We start from the raw sequence: 16,459 nt of genomic DNA on the forward strand, positions 1-16,459 counted from the left end.
GGTGACGGCGCGGACGAGCCTGCCGCCGAACCTGTTCCGGCGGGCCGGGTGGTGGCGGCACTGCCCGACTCGGGTGACGAGCATGCAACGGGCCCCACCGTCACCGCCGGGGACGGCGCGACGGGTGGCGGCGAGCTGGATGACCACGGCCGCGATGAGACCGAGGAGGACTCGGGAGTCGACGGTGCGCGAGACGCCGCGACGGCGATCATGGGTGATCGGTCGGCCGGTGACGTCGTGGGCGCAATGCCTGCGGCCCACCCTGATTCGGGCACGGGTGGTGGGGACGGGGCGGAGGCCGTCGGCGAGGGAACGGCCGTCGATGCGGGATCCGATGTAGCTTTTCCCGGCGCTCCGGTTGGCTCCGCGGTGATGCCGGCGGGCGCGCCGGCGGCCGGGAGTGCTGGGGGCGTGCAGGCGTTGGGCGTCGAGTTCCCTGCGTGGGGGCGATATGTGCACGGGCACTCGTTTCTCGGGGCGCTGGAGGCGGGGCGGGGGCCGCGGGCCGGGTGGCAGGCGTTGCCGGGGGAGGAGTGGGCGAAGCGGCTGGCGGAGTTGGCCGCGGTCACCGTGCGGAGTGGGCGCGGTGCGGTGATCATGGTGCCGGATCAGCGGGATCTGGATCGGGTGCTGGGGGAATGTGTTGCGCTGGTGGGGGAGTCGGCGGTGGGGTTGGCGGCCGGGTTGGGGCCGTCGGCGCGGTATCGGCGGTGGTTGTCGGTGTTGCGGGGGCAGGCCAAGGTGGTGGTCGGGACTCGCAGTGCGGTGTTCTCGCCGGTGAAAGACCTTGGGCTGATCGCTATTTGGGATGACGGGGACGATACGTTCGCGGAGCCGCGGTCGCCGTATCCGCATGCGCGGGAAGTGGCGATGTTGCGGGCGCACGAGACCGGGGCGGCGTTCGTGGCGGGCGGGTTCTCGCGGACGGCCGAGGTGCAGGCGATCGTCGAATCCGGGTGGGCGCATGACCTGCTCGCGGATCGGGCGGTGTTGCGGCAGGTCATGCCACGCATCACCGCGCCCGGCGATACCGATGCGGCACTCGAGCGCGACCCCATCGCGCAGGCCATTCGGATCCCTGCGGTCGCGTTCATGGAGGCTCGCAAGGCGCTCAAAGATGGTGGGCCGGTGCTGGTTCAGGTGCCGCGGCGTGGGTATATTCCGGCGCTGTCGTGTGCCAAGTGCCGGACTCCCGCGCGGTGCCGTCACTGCAACGGCCCACTGGCGTTGCCTGACAGCGCCGCGTCACGTGGCGTTTTGCGCAGTGGGCGTGAGGGTGTCGCCGAGGCGCAGAGTCCCGCCTGCCGGTGGTGTGGAATCACCGAGGCGGCGTTTCGCTGTGGAGCGTGCGGATCTCGGGCACTGCGGGCCGTCGTGATCGGCGCGTCGCGCACTGCCGAGGAGTTGGGGCGTGCGTTTCCCGGTGTGCCCGTGCGTGGTTCGGGCGGGGCGTCGATCCTGAACACGGTGCCCGAGGGGGCGCAGGTGGTGGTGTCGACCATCGGCGCGGAGCCCCCGGTGCCCGGCGGCTACGCGGTCGCCATGCTGCTGGACGGCTGGGCGCTGCTGGGCCGCGCCGACCTGCGGGCCGCCGAAGATACGTTGCGTCGCTGGATGTCCGCCGCCGCCTTGGTGCGCCCCGGCGGCAGGGTCATCGTCATGGCCGATGCCGGACTGCCCACCGTGCAGGCATTGGTGCGCTGGGATCCGGTGTGGCACGCCGGTTTCGAACTCGAGCAGCGCACCGAGGTGCGCTTCCCACCCGCCGTCCGCTTCGCCGCCATCGACGGCACCACCGACTCGATCGCCGAATTGCTCGGCGAGGCAAAACTTCCCGCCGATGTCGAGGTGCTCGGCCCGGTGCCGCTCCCGCCGGGCGCGCGCAAGCCCTTCTCCTCCGGCGACTCCCCCGCCGAGGTCGAACGCATGATCCTGCGCGCCGACCGCAACGCGGGCGCCGCCCTCTCCCGCGCCCTGACCGCCGCCCAAGCCATCCGCAGCACCCACCGCTCCGACGCCCCCCTGCGCGTCCAAATCGACCCCATCGACATCGGCTAGCAAGATCAAGGTGTACTCAGCGCGGAATTTCGCCCGAATCACCGCACTGAGTACACCTTGATCTTGTTCACTCGCCGGTGATTTCGTCGCGGGGGAGGGCGGCGAGGGTGGTGAGGGCGTTGAGGAAGCCTCGGCGGTCGGCGGCGGGGAGCTTCGCGAGGAGTCGGTCCTCCTGCGCCTGGATCTGGGCCTGGGCCGCGTCGCGGAGCTCGCGGCCCGCGGGGGTGAGGGCGAGCAGACGGGCGCGGCGGTCAGCGGGGTCGGGGCGGCGTTCGATCAAGCCGCGTTCCTGGAGGTCGTCGAGGACGGCGATGATGCGGGTCTTGTCGGCGCCGATCTCGGCGGCCAGCACGCCCTGGCCACGGGTGGTGGTCTCGTCCAGACGCAGCAGCACGACGTATGCCCACATGGTGAGGCCGTGGGCGGCCAGCACCGGTTGTTCGGCCGCCATCAAGGTGCGGCCCAGTGGGACGATCATTGCTGCCAGGTCGGGACGGTCTGTCATGCGGACAAGATTAGGCGGCGTGCCGGTGTGGTTTCTCGATCGTGTCGCCCGCGCGGGTCAAGATCTCGTCCGCGTCGAAGGATTCGGCCTGCCAGGAGTCGACGCCGATGCCGACCCGGGTGCGCCAGGCCCGCACGATCGCGGTGTGCTTGGGCCACCGGACGAAACGGCGCATATCCGACTCCGCCTGCCATACCGAGACCGAGCCGCCGCGTAGCTCGCCCGGTCTGCCCCACAACCAGAGTCCGACCGCGCCCTGCATGATCGGCCACGCCTGCGCCAATTCGTCTCCGGCCTGGTAGATCTCGACCCATTCCTCCTGTGAGCGTGCCAGGAAGTCGGTGACGCTGACGAAGACCGGGCCCGTCGGGGCGGAGTGGGGGCCGGGTCGCCACGGCAGCAGGAGCGTGCCTTCGGAGAAAGATTTCGTATGCATACGTAGACGATAAGCGAACGCATACGAAATCTTCAATGGTCGATTCGCGGGGCGAATCAGCGGAACGCCGGGGCAACCCGGGCTGCCCACTGCGCATAGCTGGTCGCCGGGCGGCCGAGCACCCGCTCGACGTCCCCGCTGACCTGCTGTTCCTCTGGGGTGGGCGCGCCGATGATGTCGAGGGTGTGGTCGGCGACCGACTCCGGCATGAAGCGCAGCATGTTCGCGCGCGCCTCGTCGCGGGTGAGCTCCACGAACCGAATCGGCTCGCCGAGAGCCGCTTCCAGTGCCGCCGCCTGCTGCCGCGGCGTCACCGCTTCCGGCCCGGTGAGCGTGTACGCCTGCCCGTGGTGACCCTCCTCGGTGAGCGCCGCCGCGGCCACGGCCGCGATATCGGCCGGGTCCACCTGCGGCAGCGCCACATCCGCATACGGGGCGGGAATCATCCGCCCGGTTCGCACCGGCTCGATCCAGGCGAAGGTATTGCTGAAGAACCCGCCGGGCCGTACCACCGTCCACTCCAGGTCGGAGTCGCGCAGGGCCTGCTCGAACTCGAGGGTCCGGGCGTATCCGTCACTGCCGGGCCGTGTCACCGCGCCCTGTGAGGACACGAAGACCACGCGCCGGATGCCCGCGGCCGCAACGGTTTCCAGCATCTCGGCCGCCGGTGGTCCCTCGACCAGCTGCGGGCCGGTGATGAGCAGGAACAGCGCCCGCGCACCCGCCGCCGCCTCGGCCAGTTCCGTGAGATCGCCGAGATCCGCGCGGCGGTGCTCCACTCCGGCGGGCAGGTCCACCGGCTTCTCGCCGCGCGACACCGCGACCACCTTCTCGCCCGCCGCGGCGAGCTCCCGCATGAGAACACTGCCGACGTTTCCGGTTGCTCCGGTTACCACGATCATTGCTTCACTCCATGAGTTAGTTGACTGACTAACTCGAACCCTAGGGCATGTCACGGGCGGTTGTCTATAGTGAGTCGTATGACTAACTCAGTGGGTCGGGCCGCGGCGCCGGCGGCAGGCAAGCGGGAGCGACTCGCGGACGCGGCTGCCAAGGTCTTCCACGAACAAGGCGTCGAGAAGACGACCATCGCCGACATCGCACGCGCCGCCGAGGTTCCGGTCGGCAATGTGTACTACTACTTCAAGACCAAGGATCAGCTGGTCCAGGCCGCGATCGGCGCGCACGCACGCACCGCGCAGGAGATCATCGCCGCGCTCGAACAATTCGACGCCCCGGCGGAACGTTTGAAGGCCCTGGTCCGAGGCTGGGTCGACCAGCGCGACCTGGCCTCCCAATTCGGTTGCCCGTCCGGCACTCTCGCCACCGAACTCGACAAGCGCGCCGACGGCCTCGACCGCGAACTCGCCGACGTCATGCGCGGCCTGCTCGACTGGATCGACACCCAATTCGCGGCCATGGGCCGCACCGACTCCCGGGAACTCGCCGTCGCCCTGCTGGCCGCCTATCAGGGAATCTCCCTGCTCACCAACACTTTCCGTGACCCGGCCATGATGGCGGCCGAGGGCGCGCGCCTGGAACGCTGGATCGACACCCTCGTCCCCGCTACCTGACCCCGTCCCATGCCCTCTCGGCGCCTATCGGCATCAGCGCCTTCTCTGGTGGTCGAGCCTAGGTGAGCTGGCGCTGGGCGGGGCGGACGCTCCAGCGGCCCTCGTCGCGCAGGATGCGGACCGGGTGGTCGAAGCAGGTGCTGATGTTCGCGGTGGTGATCACGTCGTCGACCGGACCGGAGGCGATGGCGCGGGCCTCGCGCAGCAGCATGGCGTGGGTGGTGCCGGGCGGGAGGTCCTCGAGGTGGTGGGTCACCAGGACCGAGGCCAGGTCGGGATGCGTGCGCTGCAGATTGTCGACGCTTTCCAGAAGTTGTTCGCGCCCGGCCAGATCCAGGCCGGTGGCGGGTTCGTCGAGCAGCAGCAGGCGGGGGTTGGGCATGAGTGCGCGCGCGATGAGAGCGCGGCCGCGCTGACCTTGGGACAGGATCTCCCACTCGGCGTCGCGGCGATGCGCGAGGCCGAGCAGATCGATGAGGCGGTCGGCGTCGGCGAGCTGCTCGGGCGTGGGCTGCCAGCGCGGGATCAGAGCGGCGGTGTTGGTCGCACCGGTGAGCACGACCTCGCGGACGCGCAACGGACCGCTGGGGGAGTGGCGCGGATCCACGTGGCCTATTCCCGCGCGCAGTGCGCGCATGTCGACCCGGCCCAGCCGGTGGCCGAGCACCTCGACAGCGCCCCGGGTCGGATGTTCGAAGGCGCCGAGCATCTTCAGCAACGTGGTCTTGCCCGCGCCGTTGGGGCCGAGCAGCGCCCAGTGCTCACCGGCGTGGACGGTGAGCGAAACCTCTTGCAGGATAGCGTTTCCGCTGCGCACCACCGTCGCATTGTCCACGTTCAGCACCTGATCCGTCATCGGTCCACCGTAGCAAAGTCCTCAGACAAGTTGAGGAGTGATTTTCGCTGCACCGGTCCGGCCGAGACCGCCTGTGTAGGGTGGCGGCATGGCGATCGACGCGGTGTTGTTCGATTTCTCCGGCACGGTTTTCCGGTTCGAGGAGGCGGCTTTCCACGACGCGCGGCTCACCGACGCCGACGGCCGCCCGCTCGACACCCACGAGATCGCCGAGATCATGCGGCGGCTGACCGCGCCGGTCGGTCAGATCGTGCAATTCGATGCCGAGGGTCAATACGCCTGGGAGAACCGCGATCTCGACCCCGCTCTGCATCGGCGCGCCTATCTGGAAGTCCTGGAGAAGACGGGTGTTCCGCACGCCCAGGCGATCCAGATCTACGAACTGCTGCTCGATCCGGACGGGTGGACGCCCTACCCGGACACCGGCGACGTGCTGCGCGCTCTGCACGAGGCGGGGCTGCGCATCGGCATAGTCAGCAATATCGCCTTCGACATCCGACCTGCCTTCGTCGATCGCGGCTGGGGTCGATATATCGACGATTACGCGTTGTCGTTCGAAGTCGGGGCGATGAAGCCCGATATCCGCATCTTCAAATCCGCGCTCGACCATCTCGGCGTAGACCCTGGCAATGCCCTCATGGTCGGCGACAGCGATGAAGCCGACGGCGGCGCACGGGTCCTGGGCTGCGCGTTCTCCCTGGTGGATCCGCTGCCGACGGTTGATCGCCCGTCGGGGCTGTGGGACGCCGTGCGTGCGCACGGGCTCCTCCAGTCCTAAAGTCCAAACCAGACGGTTTGTGTCCCGCTTCACCCTTGTCGTCAATCGATTGTCGATATATCGTCGATATCAGCAAGAACAACGACGAGCCTTGAAGGAGGCACGACCATGGAACACATGGACAACGCAGAACGGGGCCGCGGCCCCTGGCGGCGACTGCGCGCGGAAGAGCAGCAGGGCCCCGAACATCCGCGGATGCGACGTGGTGGACCGCGCGGTCCGCGTGGGGAATTCGGCGGGCGCGGCGATTTCGGCCCGCACCGCCACGGTCACGGCCGGGGCGGCTTCGGCCCGGACTTCGGCCCCGGCTTCGGCCCGGGCGGCTTCGGTCCCGGCGGTTTCGGCCCCGGTGGCTTCGGTCGCGGACGCGGCCGGGGTGGTCGCGGTCGGCGCGGTGACGTGCGTGCCGCGGTGCTTCTGCTGCTGCAGGAGCGGCCCATGCACGGCTACGAGCTGATCCAGCAGATCCGCGAGAAGAGCCAGGACGTGTGGCGGCCCAGCCCGGGCTCCATCTACCCCGCGCTCGCGCAGCTCGAGGACGAGGGCCTGGTCATCATCGAGAAGGTGGCCGGTCGCAAGACCGCCAAGCTCACCGAAGCCGGTGTCGAGTACGTCGAGGCCAACAAGACCGAACTGGGCGATCCCTGGCAGGACGTCAAGGACGGCGTCGGCGATCAGGCGCTCGATCTGCGCGGTCTGGTCGGACAGCTGATGGGTGCGGTCGCACAGGTCGCCGCCGTCGGCAATCCGGAGCAGGCGGCCAAGGCGGCCGAGGTGCTCACCGAGGCGCGCCGGTCGCTGTACCGGATCCTCGCCGAGGACGACACACCCGAAAAGTAATGGCTCCGAATCACCGGCCCCCACTGGGACTTTCGGCTCGAAAACCGCCAAGATTATGACATGGGACAACAGCGCCCCATGGAATCTTGTGACATGGGACAACAGAGGAGCCGGACGCGCGGATTCATGCGCCGCGTCGCACCGGCGGGGGTAATGGCGCTGGCGGCCGCCGTGATCGGTACGGCCGCCACACCGACGGGGACTATCGCCTCGGCCGCACCGGCCGTGGCCTCGGTGCTGAAGGCACCGACGCAACAGGGGCCGCCGCAGACGGGACATCTGGCGGCGGCCCGCTATCTCAAGGAGCATCCGGACTCGGTGCCCCAGGGCAGCAACGACTTCGGCTGCAAACCGTCCGCCGAGCATCCGCGCCCGGTGGTGCTGGCGCACGGCACCGACTCCTCGGCCTACTCCGACTGGTCGGGCATCGGCCCGCTGCTGGCGCAGGCCGGGATCTGCGTGTTCGCGCTCGACTACGGCGGCGCGCCCGGCAAGGACACCTACGGCACCGAGGACGTGTACGAGAGTTCCGCGCAGATCGGCACTTTCGTCGATCAGGTGCTCGCCGCCACCGGAGCCGCCCAGGTGGATATGGTCGGCTTCTCCCAGGGCGCGAGCGTGACCCGCTACTGGATCAACAAGCTCGGGGGAGCGCCCAAGGTCGGGCAGTGGATCGGGCTGGCCTCACCCAGCTACGGCGGCGTCATGTACGGACTCGTGCCGATCGCCGACGCGGTGCCGGGCATCTACAAACTCGTCGAGATGGGATCCTCGCTCGCGGCCGTGCAGCAGGCGGCGGGCGCGCCCTTCATCAAGGACCTCAACGCGGGCGGCGACACCGTGCCGGGCGTGACGTACACGACCGTCGGCAGCCGCGTGGACGAGATGATCCAGCCCAACACCAATATCGCGCTGCGCGGCGCGGGCGCGACCAACATCGTGCTGCAGAATCTGTGCGCCGAGGACCTGACCGGGCATTTCAACATGGTCTACGACCCGTACGTGCAGCAGTTGGTGGTGAATCTGCTCGATCCCGCGCATGCCGTGACACCGGCGTGCGTGCCGGTCGCGCTGGGCACCGGCATCAGTGACGTGGTGCTCGCGGCGCATTCCTGACGAACCCGACCCGGTGGTTCGGATCGGGCCGAAGGTCGATGGCGACAGCGCGCCCGGTGTGCGTTGCGCCACGATCGGCGGCCGGGGCGACCGCACCGGCCAGCCGGGATCGCCGAGACACTACGCGCAGGTTCGGGATCGGCGCAGGAGCACGGCGGGACGTCCGTAAAATGAGACGACCCGCATTCGTGAGCTATCGGAGCTGCCCGTGACCATCCAGCCTGTCCGCCTGTTCGGCGATCCCGTCCTGCGCGCCCGCGCGGCGGAGGTCGAGACATTCGATCGGGAGGTGCGCCAGCTGGTGAACGACCTCATCGACACCATGTACGAGAGCGGTGGCGTCGGGATGGCGGCGCCGCAGATCGGGGTCGGGCTACGGGTTTTCGTCTACGACACCGGTGACGCGCAGGGGCATCTGATCAACCCCGTGTTCGAGGTGGTGGGCGAGGAGACCCAGACCGGGCCGGAGGGCTGCCTGTCGATCCCGGGCGTGCGCTTCGATGTCACCCGGCCGCAGACGGTGCTCGCGCGCGGCGTCGACATGGACGGTAAGCCGGTGGAGTTCCGGGCCGAGGGGCTGCTGGCGCGCTGCGTGCAGCACGAGACCGACCATCTCGACGGGGTGCTGTTCCTGCAGCGCCTGGATTCGGCCTCGCGCAAGGAAGCCATGCGAACGATTCGCGAATCATCCTGGTTCACAACGGGAATCACAGTGCTGCCCGCCTCCGAGATCGGTGGCGGACGTAGCAAGGAACGGAGCCGCTGATATGCGTCTGGTCTTCGCGGGAACCCCCGAACCGGCGGTGCCGTCGCTGCGGCGGCTGCTGGCCTCCGACAGGCACGAGGTGGTCGGGGTGGTGACCCGGCCGGACGCGGTGGCCGGACGCGGCCGCAAGGTCACCCGCTCGCCGATCGGGCGGCTGGCCGATGAGCACGGCATCCCCGTGTTCACGCCCAAGCGGCCGTCCGAGCCCGAATTCATCGAGCAGCTCACGGGTTTGGCGCCGGACTGCTGTCCGGTGGTGGCCTACGGCGCGCTGCTGCCCGAACCGGTGCTCGACATTCCGGTGCATGGGTGGATCAATCTGCACTTCTCGCTGCTGCCCGCCTGGCGCGGCGCGGCCCCGGTGCAGGCGGCGTTGCTGGCCGGGGACGAATACACCGGCGCGTCGACCTTCCGCATCGAGAAGGGGCTCGACACCGGTCCGGTGTTCGGCACCATGACCGAGAAGATCGCCGTCACCGACACCGCGGGTGTGCTGCTCGAGCGGCTCGCCGAGGCCGGTGCGCAGTTGCTGGAATCCACCCTCGACGGGGTGGAAGACGGCACGGTGCAGGCCGTTCCGCAGGCGTTGGACGGAATCTCCTACGCCCCCAAGGTGGATCCCGAGGCCGGGCACATCCGCTGGAACCAGCCCGCCCTGGCCATCGGCCGCCGCATCCGCGCGGTCACCCCGGCGCCGGGCGCCTGGACCGAGATCGACGGCAAACGCCTCAAACTCGGCCGCGTCGACCTGGTGGAGGAAACCCTCCCACCCCGCACCATCGACATCCGCAAGACCGGCGTCTACATCGGCACCGCCACCACCGCGGTCCGCCTCACCGAGGTCCAGCCCCAGGGCAAACGCATGATGCCCGCCCTCGACTGGGCCCGCGGCGCCCGCCTCGAGCCGGGCGCGGTGGTCGAATGACCCGCCCCGAGAACGAAAACCGCCCCGACTCCGGCGACACACCCCCACGCCGCGGCTTCCGCCGCTCCGCCCAAGCCGACTCCGGCACGGGCAATCCCGCCGACGGTGGGCAGAACGACCGCGGTCACGGTAACCAGCGCCGCGGCGCGACATCCGGCGGATTCGGCGGCGATCGCCGCGAATCGGGTTCGTCGCGTTCGGATTCGGGACGCGCGGGCGGCGACCGCAACGCCCGCCCGGACCGCGCCGACGACCGCCGCGGCGGATACGCCGGTGCGAAACGCGATTCAGGATCGAACCGGTCCACCGGTGGCGATCGGCGTGATTCGGGTGCGAACCGGGCGGGCGGTGGCGACCGTAAGGGCGGCTGGGACCGGCCGCGCGGCGACCGGCCCGACTACCGCCGCGATGGCGACCGACGTAGTGGATTCGCCGCGGGAGAAGGCAGTTCGGGGTCCGGTCAGCGACGCGAGCGCGATGGTGCAGCGGACGGGCGCGAGAGTGGCTGGGACCGGCCGCGCGATGATCGGCCCGACGACCGCCGGGATGGTTCCGGGCGCAATGGCGGCTCGGATCGGCCGCGTGGCGGTCGACCGGCAGATCGCCGGAACGACGACGAGCGCGGCGGATTCGGTGCGGGAGAACGTAACTCGGGTTATCGGAGCAACCGCAACGCGGGCCGTGACAGCGTGTCCGGGGACGGGCGTGATGGTCGCGGTGGGCCGGGTACCGGTCGTGGCAACGATGACCGGCGGGGTGAAGTCGCGGCTCCGCGTGGCAAGGGTGGCGAGCGCCGCGGCCCTGCGAACGGTGGTGCCGGTGAGTTCGATCGGGATCGTGGTGAAGCGGGGTCGGGCCGCGCGAGCTCGGGCGGACGCGGCGATGATCGCGGTGCGGGCGGGCGTGGTGGGCGTGGGGATTTCGGGTCTGCCGTGTCGCGCTCGGGCGGTGGTAGGGGCGGGGCGGGGAACCGTTCGGCCGATCGTGGTGGGGCGCGGAATGATTCGCGGTCGAAGGCGGAGTCGACGAGTGATGTGAGTGCGGCGGCGGCTCGGCGGGCGGAGAAGGCTGGGGCCGATCCGGTGCGGATCGTGGCGCGGGATGTGTTGCGGGCCGTGCGGGAGCGGGACGCTTATGCGAATTTGGTGCTGCCGGGGTTGTTGCGGGAGCGGAAGATCAGTGGGCGGGATGCGGCGCTGGCTACCGAATTGGCTTATGGGGCTTCGCGGTCGCTGGGGTTGTTGGATGCGGTGATCGCGGAGTGCGCGGGGCGGAGTGTCGAGGAGATCGACGGGCCGCTGCTGGACGCGTTGCGGCTGGGCACCTATCAGCTGTTGCGGACGCGGATCGGGGCGCATGCCGCGGTGGACACGTCGGTGGCGTTGGCTCGGGTGGAGTACGGGCAGGGGCGGGCCGGGTTCGTGAACGCGGTGCTGCGGCGGGTGGCCGAGCGCACGCCGGAGGAATGGGTGCAGCGGCTCGCGCCGTCGGATCCGCTGGGGCACTTGGCGTTCGAGTACGCGCATCCGGTGTGGATCGCGCAGGCGTTCGCGGATGCGCTCGGCGCGCGGGCCGGGGAGCTGCGGGAGGTGCTCGAGGCCGACGACGCGCGGCCCGCCGTGCATCTGGTGGCGCGACCGGGCGATATCACCGCCGAGGAACTGGCGTTGATCACCGGTGGTGAGGAGGGCCGCTGGTCGCCGTACGCGGTGTACCTCGACGGCGGTGACCCGGGCAAGCTGGAACCGGTCCGCGAAGGCATGGCGGCCGTGCAGGACGAGGGCAGTCAGTTGGTGGCGCTGGCCGTCACCAAGGCCCCGCTGGAAGGCCCGGACGGCGGCCGCTGGCTGGACCTGTGCGCCGGTCCGGGCGGAAAGACCGCGCTGCTGGCCGCGCTCGCCGACATCGACGGCTTCCACGTCGACGCCGTCGAACCCGCCGAGCATCGCGCGGAACTGGTCCGTCAGACCACCCGCGGCCTCCCGGTCGACGTCCACGTCACCGACGGTCGCGACAGCGGCCTGGAACCGGGTTTCGACCGCATCCTCGTCGACGCCCCCTGCACCGGTCTGGGCGCGTTGCGCCGCCGCCCGGAGGCCCGCTGGCGTCGCCAGCCCTCCGACGTCCGCGAACTGGTCGCACTGCAGCGCGAACTGCTCACGGCCGCATGGGATCTGGTCCGCCCGGGTGGCGTGGTGGTCTACTCCACCTGCTCCCCGCACCTACCGGAAACCGTCTCGGTGGTCGCCGACATGGTTCGCCGCACCGGCGCGGAGCAGTTGGACACCCGCGAATTGCTCCCGGGCGTACCGGAACTCGGGGACGGCCCCGGCGCCCAGCTGTGGCCCCACCGCCACGGCACCGACGCCATGTTCCTGGCGGCCCTGCGCAAACCGGTTTAGCCGCCGAACCGGGTTGGCCGTAAGAAGATCCGCGGTGCTTCGCGGCTGCCGTGGTGGCCCGCAGCGGGCGCGATAGGCAACTGCCCCGGCACATTCGTGTGCCGGGGCACCGTCATTTCCGCGCAGGCGTCACCCATCCACCGCGGCCGCGAGATCGCCGTCGGACAGCTTCTTTCGCTGGGTGGCTGTGCTCAGTCGGGGACGTTGCGCGCGAGTTCGTCGAGCCAGGCGGCGGCGGAAGCGTCGCTGGGGGCGCGCCAGTCGCCGCGGGGTGAAAGCGAGCCGCCGGAGCCGACTTTCGGGGCGTTGGGCAGCGTCGAGCGTTTGAACTGGCTGGTTTGGATGAAGCGGCGCAGGAACTCCGCGAGCCAGTGCTTGATCGTGGGGAGGTCGTATTCGTGGCGTTGGTCGGCGGGCACCAGGTCGGGCCAGCGGCCGCGGGTGGGGTCGGACCAGGCGTGGTGGGCCAGGTAGGCGATGCGGCTGGGGAGGTCGCCGAAGCGCAGCAGGTGGTAGAGGTGGAAGTCCTGCAGTTCGTAGGGGCCGACGGTGGCCTCGGAGCTCTGGGCGGGGGCGTCGCCGTCGCCGGGGATGAGTTCGGGGGAGATCTCGGTGGTGAGAATGGATTTCAGCACCTCGCCCGCCTCGGGGCCGAGTCCGTCGGTCTCGATGGTCCAGGCGACCAGGTATTTGATCAGGGTCTTGGGGACCGAGGCGTTCACGCTGTAGTGGGCCATGTGGTCGCCGACGCCGAAGGTGCACCAGCCCAGTGCGAGCTCGCTCAGATCCCCGGTGCCGATGACCAGTGCGTTGTGCATGTTGGCCAGCCGGAACAGGTGTGAGGTGCGCTCACCGGCCTGCACGTTCTCATAGGTGACGTCGTATTGCGGAACCCCGTCGGCGGCAGGGTGATTGAGATCCCGCAGCATCTGCGTGGCCGACGGCCGGATGTCGATCTCGTGCGCGCTGGCCCCGACCGCCCGCATGAGCTTGCGCGCGTCCTCGAGGGTGCGGCTGCTGGTACCGAATCCGGGCATGGTGTACGCCAGCACATTCGAGCGCGGCAGCCCCAGCCGGTCCATGGTCTTGGCGGCCACGATCAACGCCACCGTGGAGTCGAGTCCGCCCGACACCCCGATCACCACCCGCTGGGAGCCGGTGGCCGCCAGCCGCGTGCTCAACCCCTCCACCTGGATGCGGTGCACCTCCGCGCAGCGTTCGTTGCGCGAGACCGGATCGGCGGGAACGTAAGGGAAGCGCGGCATCTCCCGGCGCAATGCCACGGTTGCGGCGGGCACCGGCAACGCCACCTCGACACGCCGGAACCGGGCCAGCCGCTCGCGATGGTCGTGCACGGTGTCGGCGAAGCTGGTCATGCGCAGCCGGTCGGCGGCCAGCCGCCGCAGATCCAGGTCCGCGGTCACCACCTGGGAGTGCGGCGCGAACCGCTCGCCCTCGGCCAGCACATTGCCGTTCTCGCAGACCAGCGCCTGCCCGTCCCAGGCCAGGTCGGTGGTCGACTCGCCGTGCCCGGCCGCCGAATACAGGTAGGCGGCCACATACCGCGCCGAATGCGAGGTGCACAGGTCGCGCCGATAGTCGGCCTTGCCGATGACGATATTGCTGGCCGACAGGTTCACCAGCACGCTCGCCCCCGCGAGCGCGGCGAAACCGCTGGGCGGCAACGGCACCCAGCCGTCCTCGCAGATCTCGAGGTGAAACACGAAGTCCGCCACATTGGTCGCGGTGAACAGCAGGTCCGCCCCGAACGGCACCCGCTGCCCGGCGATCTCGATGTGATCGTCGAGGGCTTCGCGTGCGGCCGCGAACTGGCGTTTCTCGTAGAACTCGCGATAGTTCGGCAGGTAGCTCTTGGGCGCGGCCCCCAGTACCCGCCCGTCGTGGATCACGATGCCGCAGTTGAACAGCCGCCCCTGTGCCCGCACGGGTGCGCCCACCACCAGCACCGTGTCGATGCTCGTGCTCTCGGCGACGATCCGCTCCAGCCCGGCCGCGACCGCCGCGTCCAGGGCGTCCTGATGGAACAGGTCATCGGCGGTATAGCTGGACAGCCCCAGTTCCGGGAAGACGGTCAGGACCGCGTGCTCGGCCGCGGCTTGCCGCGCCAGCAGCACAGTCTGCTCGGTATTGAAGCCCGGATCGGCGACCCGCACCGGCGGCACCGCCACCGCGACGCGCGCGAATCCGTGCCGATACAGCGAATCGAACGGTAGCTGCTGTGACAACACCGACCCCTTTGCGTCCGGCCGAAGTGATCATGGTCCGCACGCGAATCTACCGGGTTCACTCCCGCGCGGATTGCTCCCGCAGCCGGGCAAGGGTTTTCGACAGGATGCGCGAGACGTGCATCTGCGAGATGCCCATCTGCTGCGCGATCTGCGTCTGCGTCATGGATTCGAAGAATCGCATGGTCAGAATGCGGCGCTCGCGTTCGGGCAGCCCGGCCAGCAGCGGGCGGATGGCCACATACTCCTCGACCCGGTCGAACTGCGATTCCTCCTCGCCGAGCGTGTCGAGCAGCGAGGCCTCGGTGTCGCGGCCCACCGAGACGGCGTCGATGCTGCTGGGCTGGTAGGCGTTTCCGGCGATGACCGCCTGCGTGACCTCGTCGGCGTCGATCCCGAGCTCGGCGGCGATCTCCTTGGCGGTGGGGGAGCGGCCCAGCTGCTGCGACAGCGCGTCGATGGCCGCGCCGATGCGCAGATGGGTTTCCTTGACCCGCCGCGGAACCCGCATGGCCCACGTGTTGTCGCGGAAGTAGCGACGCACCTCGCCCATGATGGTGGGCACCGCGAAGGACAGGAAATTGGAGCCGCGCGAGATGTCGAAACGGTCCACCGCGTGCACCAGGCCGACCCGGGCGACCTGGGTGAGATCGTCGAAAGGCTCACCGCGGCCGCTGAATTTGCGCGCGATGTGATCGGCCAGCGGAATGCAGCGGTTGATCAGCTGCGAGCGTAGCGCCGCGCGGCGGCCGGAACCCGGCGCGGCGGCGGCCAATTCCTCGAACAGGGTGGCGACATCGTCGTAGCCGGAGACGCTGCGCGCGACCTCTTCGGCCTCCTCGGCGTCGACGGCCTCCTCGGCGGTGTCCTCGCCGTCGGCGTCCTCACCGGCGCCGTTGTCCGTACCGGCGTCGTCCGGACCGCCTTCCGCCGCCGCGGCGTTCTCGCGCGGGTCCGGTTCGGGCTGTTCAGGTTCGGGGGTCGAGGCGAACACGTCTGCTCCGTCGGTCACTACGCCTTCCCCCGGACCCGCCGGAACTCCACGGCCGTCGGGTATCCGGAGAGGGTGGCGTCGAACGGCTCCTGCCCGGCGGTGACTTCGTCGGAGAGGGTGCGCAGCACATGCCAGCCGAAGCTGCGCTGATCCGGGAGACCCTCCGCGGCGGCGAGGCCGCTGACCCGCACGATCAGATCGGAGTCGCCGACGGTGAACCGGCAGCGCAGATCGCTGCCCGGCACGGCGAGCGCGATGAGGGTGGAGGCGGCCTCGTCGACGGCCAACCGGATGTCGGCCACTTCGTCGAGGGTGAAATCGCTGAGTAGCACCAGGGTTTCGGCGAGTCCGCGCACGATGGGCAACTGGGAGACGGATGCGGCGACCCCGATCTCGACGGGTGTGCCGCGCAGCCCTGGTTCCGCGGAAATGTTGATCACCCTGTTAAGGCTACCCATTCCGGCGCGCGGCAATCAGCCATTCGACCTGGATGCATGGGTGGCACAACGACCGACGGCACGGTTGCGCCGCGACTGGCCGCACGGTTGAACTGCGGCTGGCCGGGGTTGCACTGCGGCTGGCCGCACGGGTCGCACTGCGGCTGGCCCGCGGGTCGCGCCGCGGCTGCCCGGACGGTTATGTCGCGGCGTCGGACCGGTTCCGCGCTGGCGTCGGAACCGTGTCGTGCGGCCGATAGACTGCGCGCTGTGTGCACCTCATCCTCCCCGTTCCAGCGGCCCGCGCCGATGATCGCCCCGTCCATCCTGTCCGCCGACTTCGCGCGCCTGGCCGAGGAGTTGAAGGCCATCGAGGGTGCCGACTGGGTGCACGTCGACGTGATGGACAACCACTTCGTGCCGAATCTGACGCTGGGACTGCCGGGCTCAACCGCGACCACCTCGCCTACGAATGGGTCGATATCGTGCGCGTCGGCCTGCACGCGGGTGGGTGAGCAGAAACAGC

General features: G+C 69.9%; 15 protein-coding genes and 1 pseudogene. 9 read left to right on the top strand and 7 right to left on the bottom strand.

The window, feature by feature from the left end; genetic code table 11:
• Nucleotides 1-51: 51 nt before the first annotated feature.
• Nucleotides 52-2,058: a primosomal protein N' gene (locus tag ACWELQ_RS14845; RefSeq protein ID WP_452397587.1), complete on the top strand. Its 2,007-nt coding sequence runs from the start codon at nucleotides 52-54 to the stop codon at nucleotides 2,056-2,058.
• A gap of 67 nt (nucleotides 2,059-2,125) precedes the next feature.
• On the opposite strand, the gene ACWELQ_RS14850 is transcribed toward ACWELQ_RS14845, so the two are convergent.
• The 3 genes from ACWELQ_RS14850 to ACWELQ_RS14860 are packed head-to-tail and all read right to left on the bottom strand — an operon-like array spanning nucleotide 2,126 to nucleotide 3,901.
• Complete coding sequence (locus ACWELQ_RS14850; RefSeq protein WP_452397574.1) at nucleotides 2,126-2,563, bottom strand: MarR family winged helix-turn-helix transcriptional regulator; 438 nt, start codon at nucleotides 2,561-2,563, stop codon at nucleotides 2,126-2,128.
• Between the two features lie 10 nt (nucleotides 2,564-2,573).
• Nucleotides 2,574-2,999: a hypothetical protein gene (locus ACWELQ_RS14855; RefSeq protein WP_452397575.1), complete on the bottom strand. Its 426-nt coding sequence runs from the start codon at nucleotides 2,997-2,999 to the stop codon at nucleotides 2,574-2,576.
• A 56-nt stretch (nucleotides 3,000-3,055) separates the two neighbouring features.
• Nucleotides 3,056-3,901, bottom strand: coding sequence for an SDR family oxidoreductase (locus ACWELQ_RS14860; RefSeq protein ID WP_452397576.1), 846 nt, complete (start codon nucleotides 3,899-3,901; stop codon nucleotides 3,056-3,058).
• 78 nt (nucleotides 3,902-3,979) lie between these two features.
• On the opposite strand from ACWELQ_RS14860, the gene ACWELQ_RS14865 reads away from it, so the two are divergent.
• Nucleotides 3,980-4,573 carry a TetR/AcrR family transcriptional regulator gene (locus ACWELQ_RS14865; protein WP_452397577.1) on the top strand — a complete coding sequence of 198 codons (594 nt, stop codon included), beginning with the start codon at nucleotides 3,980-3,982 and terminating at the stop codon, nucleotides 4,571-4,573.
• Between the two features lie 58 nt (nucleotides 4,574-4,631).
• Here the strand turns inward: ACWELQ_RS14865 and ACWELQ_RS14870 are convergent, their stop codons facing one another.
• Nucleotides 4,632-5,429, bottom strand: coding sequence for an ABC transporter ATP-binding protein (locus ACWELQ_RS14870; RefSeq protein WP_452397578.1), 798 nt, complete (start codon nucleotides 5,427-5,429; stop codon nucleotides 4,632-4,634).
• An 88-nt stretch (nucleotides 5,430-5,517) separates the two neighbouring features.
• Here ACWELQ_RS14870 and ACWELQ_RS14875 point away from each other — a divergent pair, with 88 nt between their 5' ends.
• The 6 genes from ACWELQ_RS14875 (at nucleotide 5,518) to ACWELQ_RS14900 (ending at nucleotide 12,256) form a co-directional block, all read left to right on the top strand.
• Complete coding sequence (locus ACWELQ_RS14875; RefSeq protein ID WP_452397579.1) at nucleotides 5,518-6,207, top strand: HAD family hydrolase; 690 nt, start codon at nucleotides 5,518-5,520, stop codon at nucleotides 6,205-6,207.
• A 195-nt stretch (nucleotides 6,208-6,402) separates the two neighbouring features.
• The gene (locus tag ACWELQ_RS14880) at nucleotides 6,403-7,047 is read left to right on the top strand and encodes a PadR family transcriptional regulator (RefSeq protein ID WP_452397588.1); all 645 of its coding nucleotides are present in this window, start codon (nucleotides 6,403-6,405) and stop codon (nucleotides 7,045-7,047) included.
• A gap of 93 nt (nucleotides 7,048-7,140) precedes the next feature.
• The gene (locus ACWELQ_RS14885; RefSeq protein WP_452397580.1) at nucleotides 7,141-8,163 is read left to right on the top strand and encodes a lipase family alpha/beta hydrolase; all 1,023 of its coding nucleotides are present in this window, start codon (nucleotides 7,141-7,143) and stop codon (nucleotides 8,161-8,163) included.
• Nucleotides 8,164-8,371: 208 nt separating this feature from the next.
• The gene (gene def / locus ACWELQ_RS14890; protein ID WP_452397581.1) at nucleotides 8,372-8,929 is read left to right on the top strand and encodes a peptide deformylase; all 558 of its coding nucleotides are present in this window, start codon (nucleotides 8,372-8,374) and stop codon (nucleotides 8,927-8,929) included.
• Nucleotide 8,930: 1 nt separating this feature from the next.
• Complete coding sequence (fmt, locus tag ACWELQ_RS14895; RefSeq protein WP_452397582.1) at nucleotides 8,931-9,854, top strand: methionyl-tRNA formyltransferase; 924 nt, start codon at nucleotides 8,931-8,933, stop codon at nucleotides 9,852-9,854.
• Nucleotides 9,855-10,888: 1,034 nt separating this feature from the next.
• Nucleotides 10,889-12,256, top strand: a complete 1,368-nt coding sequence (locus ACWELQ_RS14900) for an RsmB/NOP family class I SAM-dependent RNA methyltransferase (protein WP_452397583.1) — start codon at nucleotides 10,889-10,891, stop codon at nucleotides 12,254-12,256.
• A 191-nt stretch (nucleotides 12,257-12,447) separates the two neighbouring features.
• Here ACWELQ_RS14900 and ACWELQ_RS14905 read toward each other — a convergent pair whose 3' ends face one another.
• The 3 genes from ACWELQ_RS14905 to ACWELQ_RS14915 are packed head-to-tail and all read right to left on the bottom strand — an operon-like array spanning nucleotide 12,448 to nucleotide 15,936.
• On the bottom strand, nucleotides 12,448-14,502 hold the full coding sequence (locus ACWELQ_RS14905; RefSeq protein ID WP_452397584.1) for an NAD(+) synthase: 2,055 nt from the start codon (nucleotides 14,500-14,502) through the stop codon (nucleotides 12,448-12,450).
• Between the two features lie 58 nt (nucleotides 14,503-14,560).
• Nucleotides 14,561-15,514 carry an RNA polymerase sigma factor SigF gene (locus ACWELQ_RS14910; protein ID WP_452397585.1) on the bottom strand — a complete coding sequence of 318 codons (954 nt, stop codon included), beginning with the start codon at nucleotides 15,512-15,514 and terminating at the stop codon, nucleotides 14,561-14,563.
• A complete protein-coding gene (locus tag ACWELQ_RS14915; protein ID WP_452397586.1) occupies nucleotides 15,514-15,936 on the bottom strand; it encodes an anti-sigma factor in 423 nt (140 codons plus the stop codon). Before ACWELQ_RS14915 ends, ACWELQ_RS14910 begins: the two co-directional genes overlap by 1 nt.
• Nucleotides 15,937-16,242: 306 nt before the next feature.
• Here ACWELQ_RS14915 and ACWELQ_RS14920 point away from each other — a divergent pair.
• Nucleotides 16,243-16,459 (top strand): annotated as a pseudogene (locus tag ACWELQ_RS14920) (hypothetical protein); the annotation flags it as partial.

This window comes from Nocardia sp. NPDC004722 (assembly GCF_053601505.1).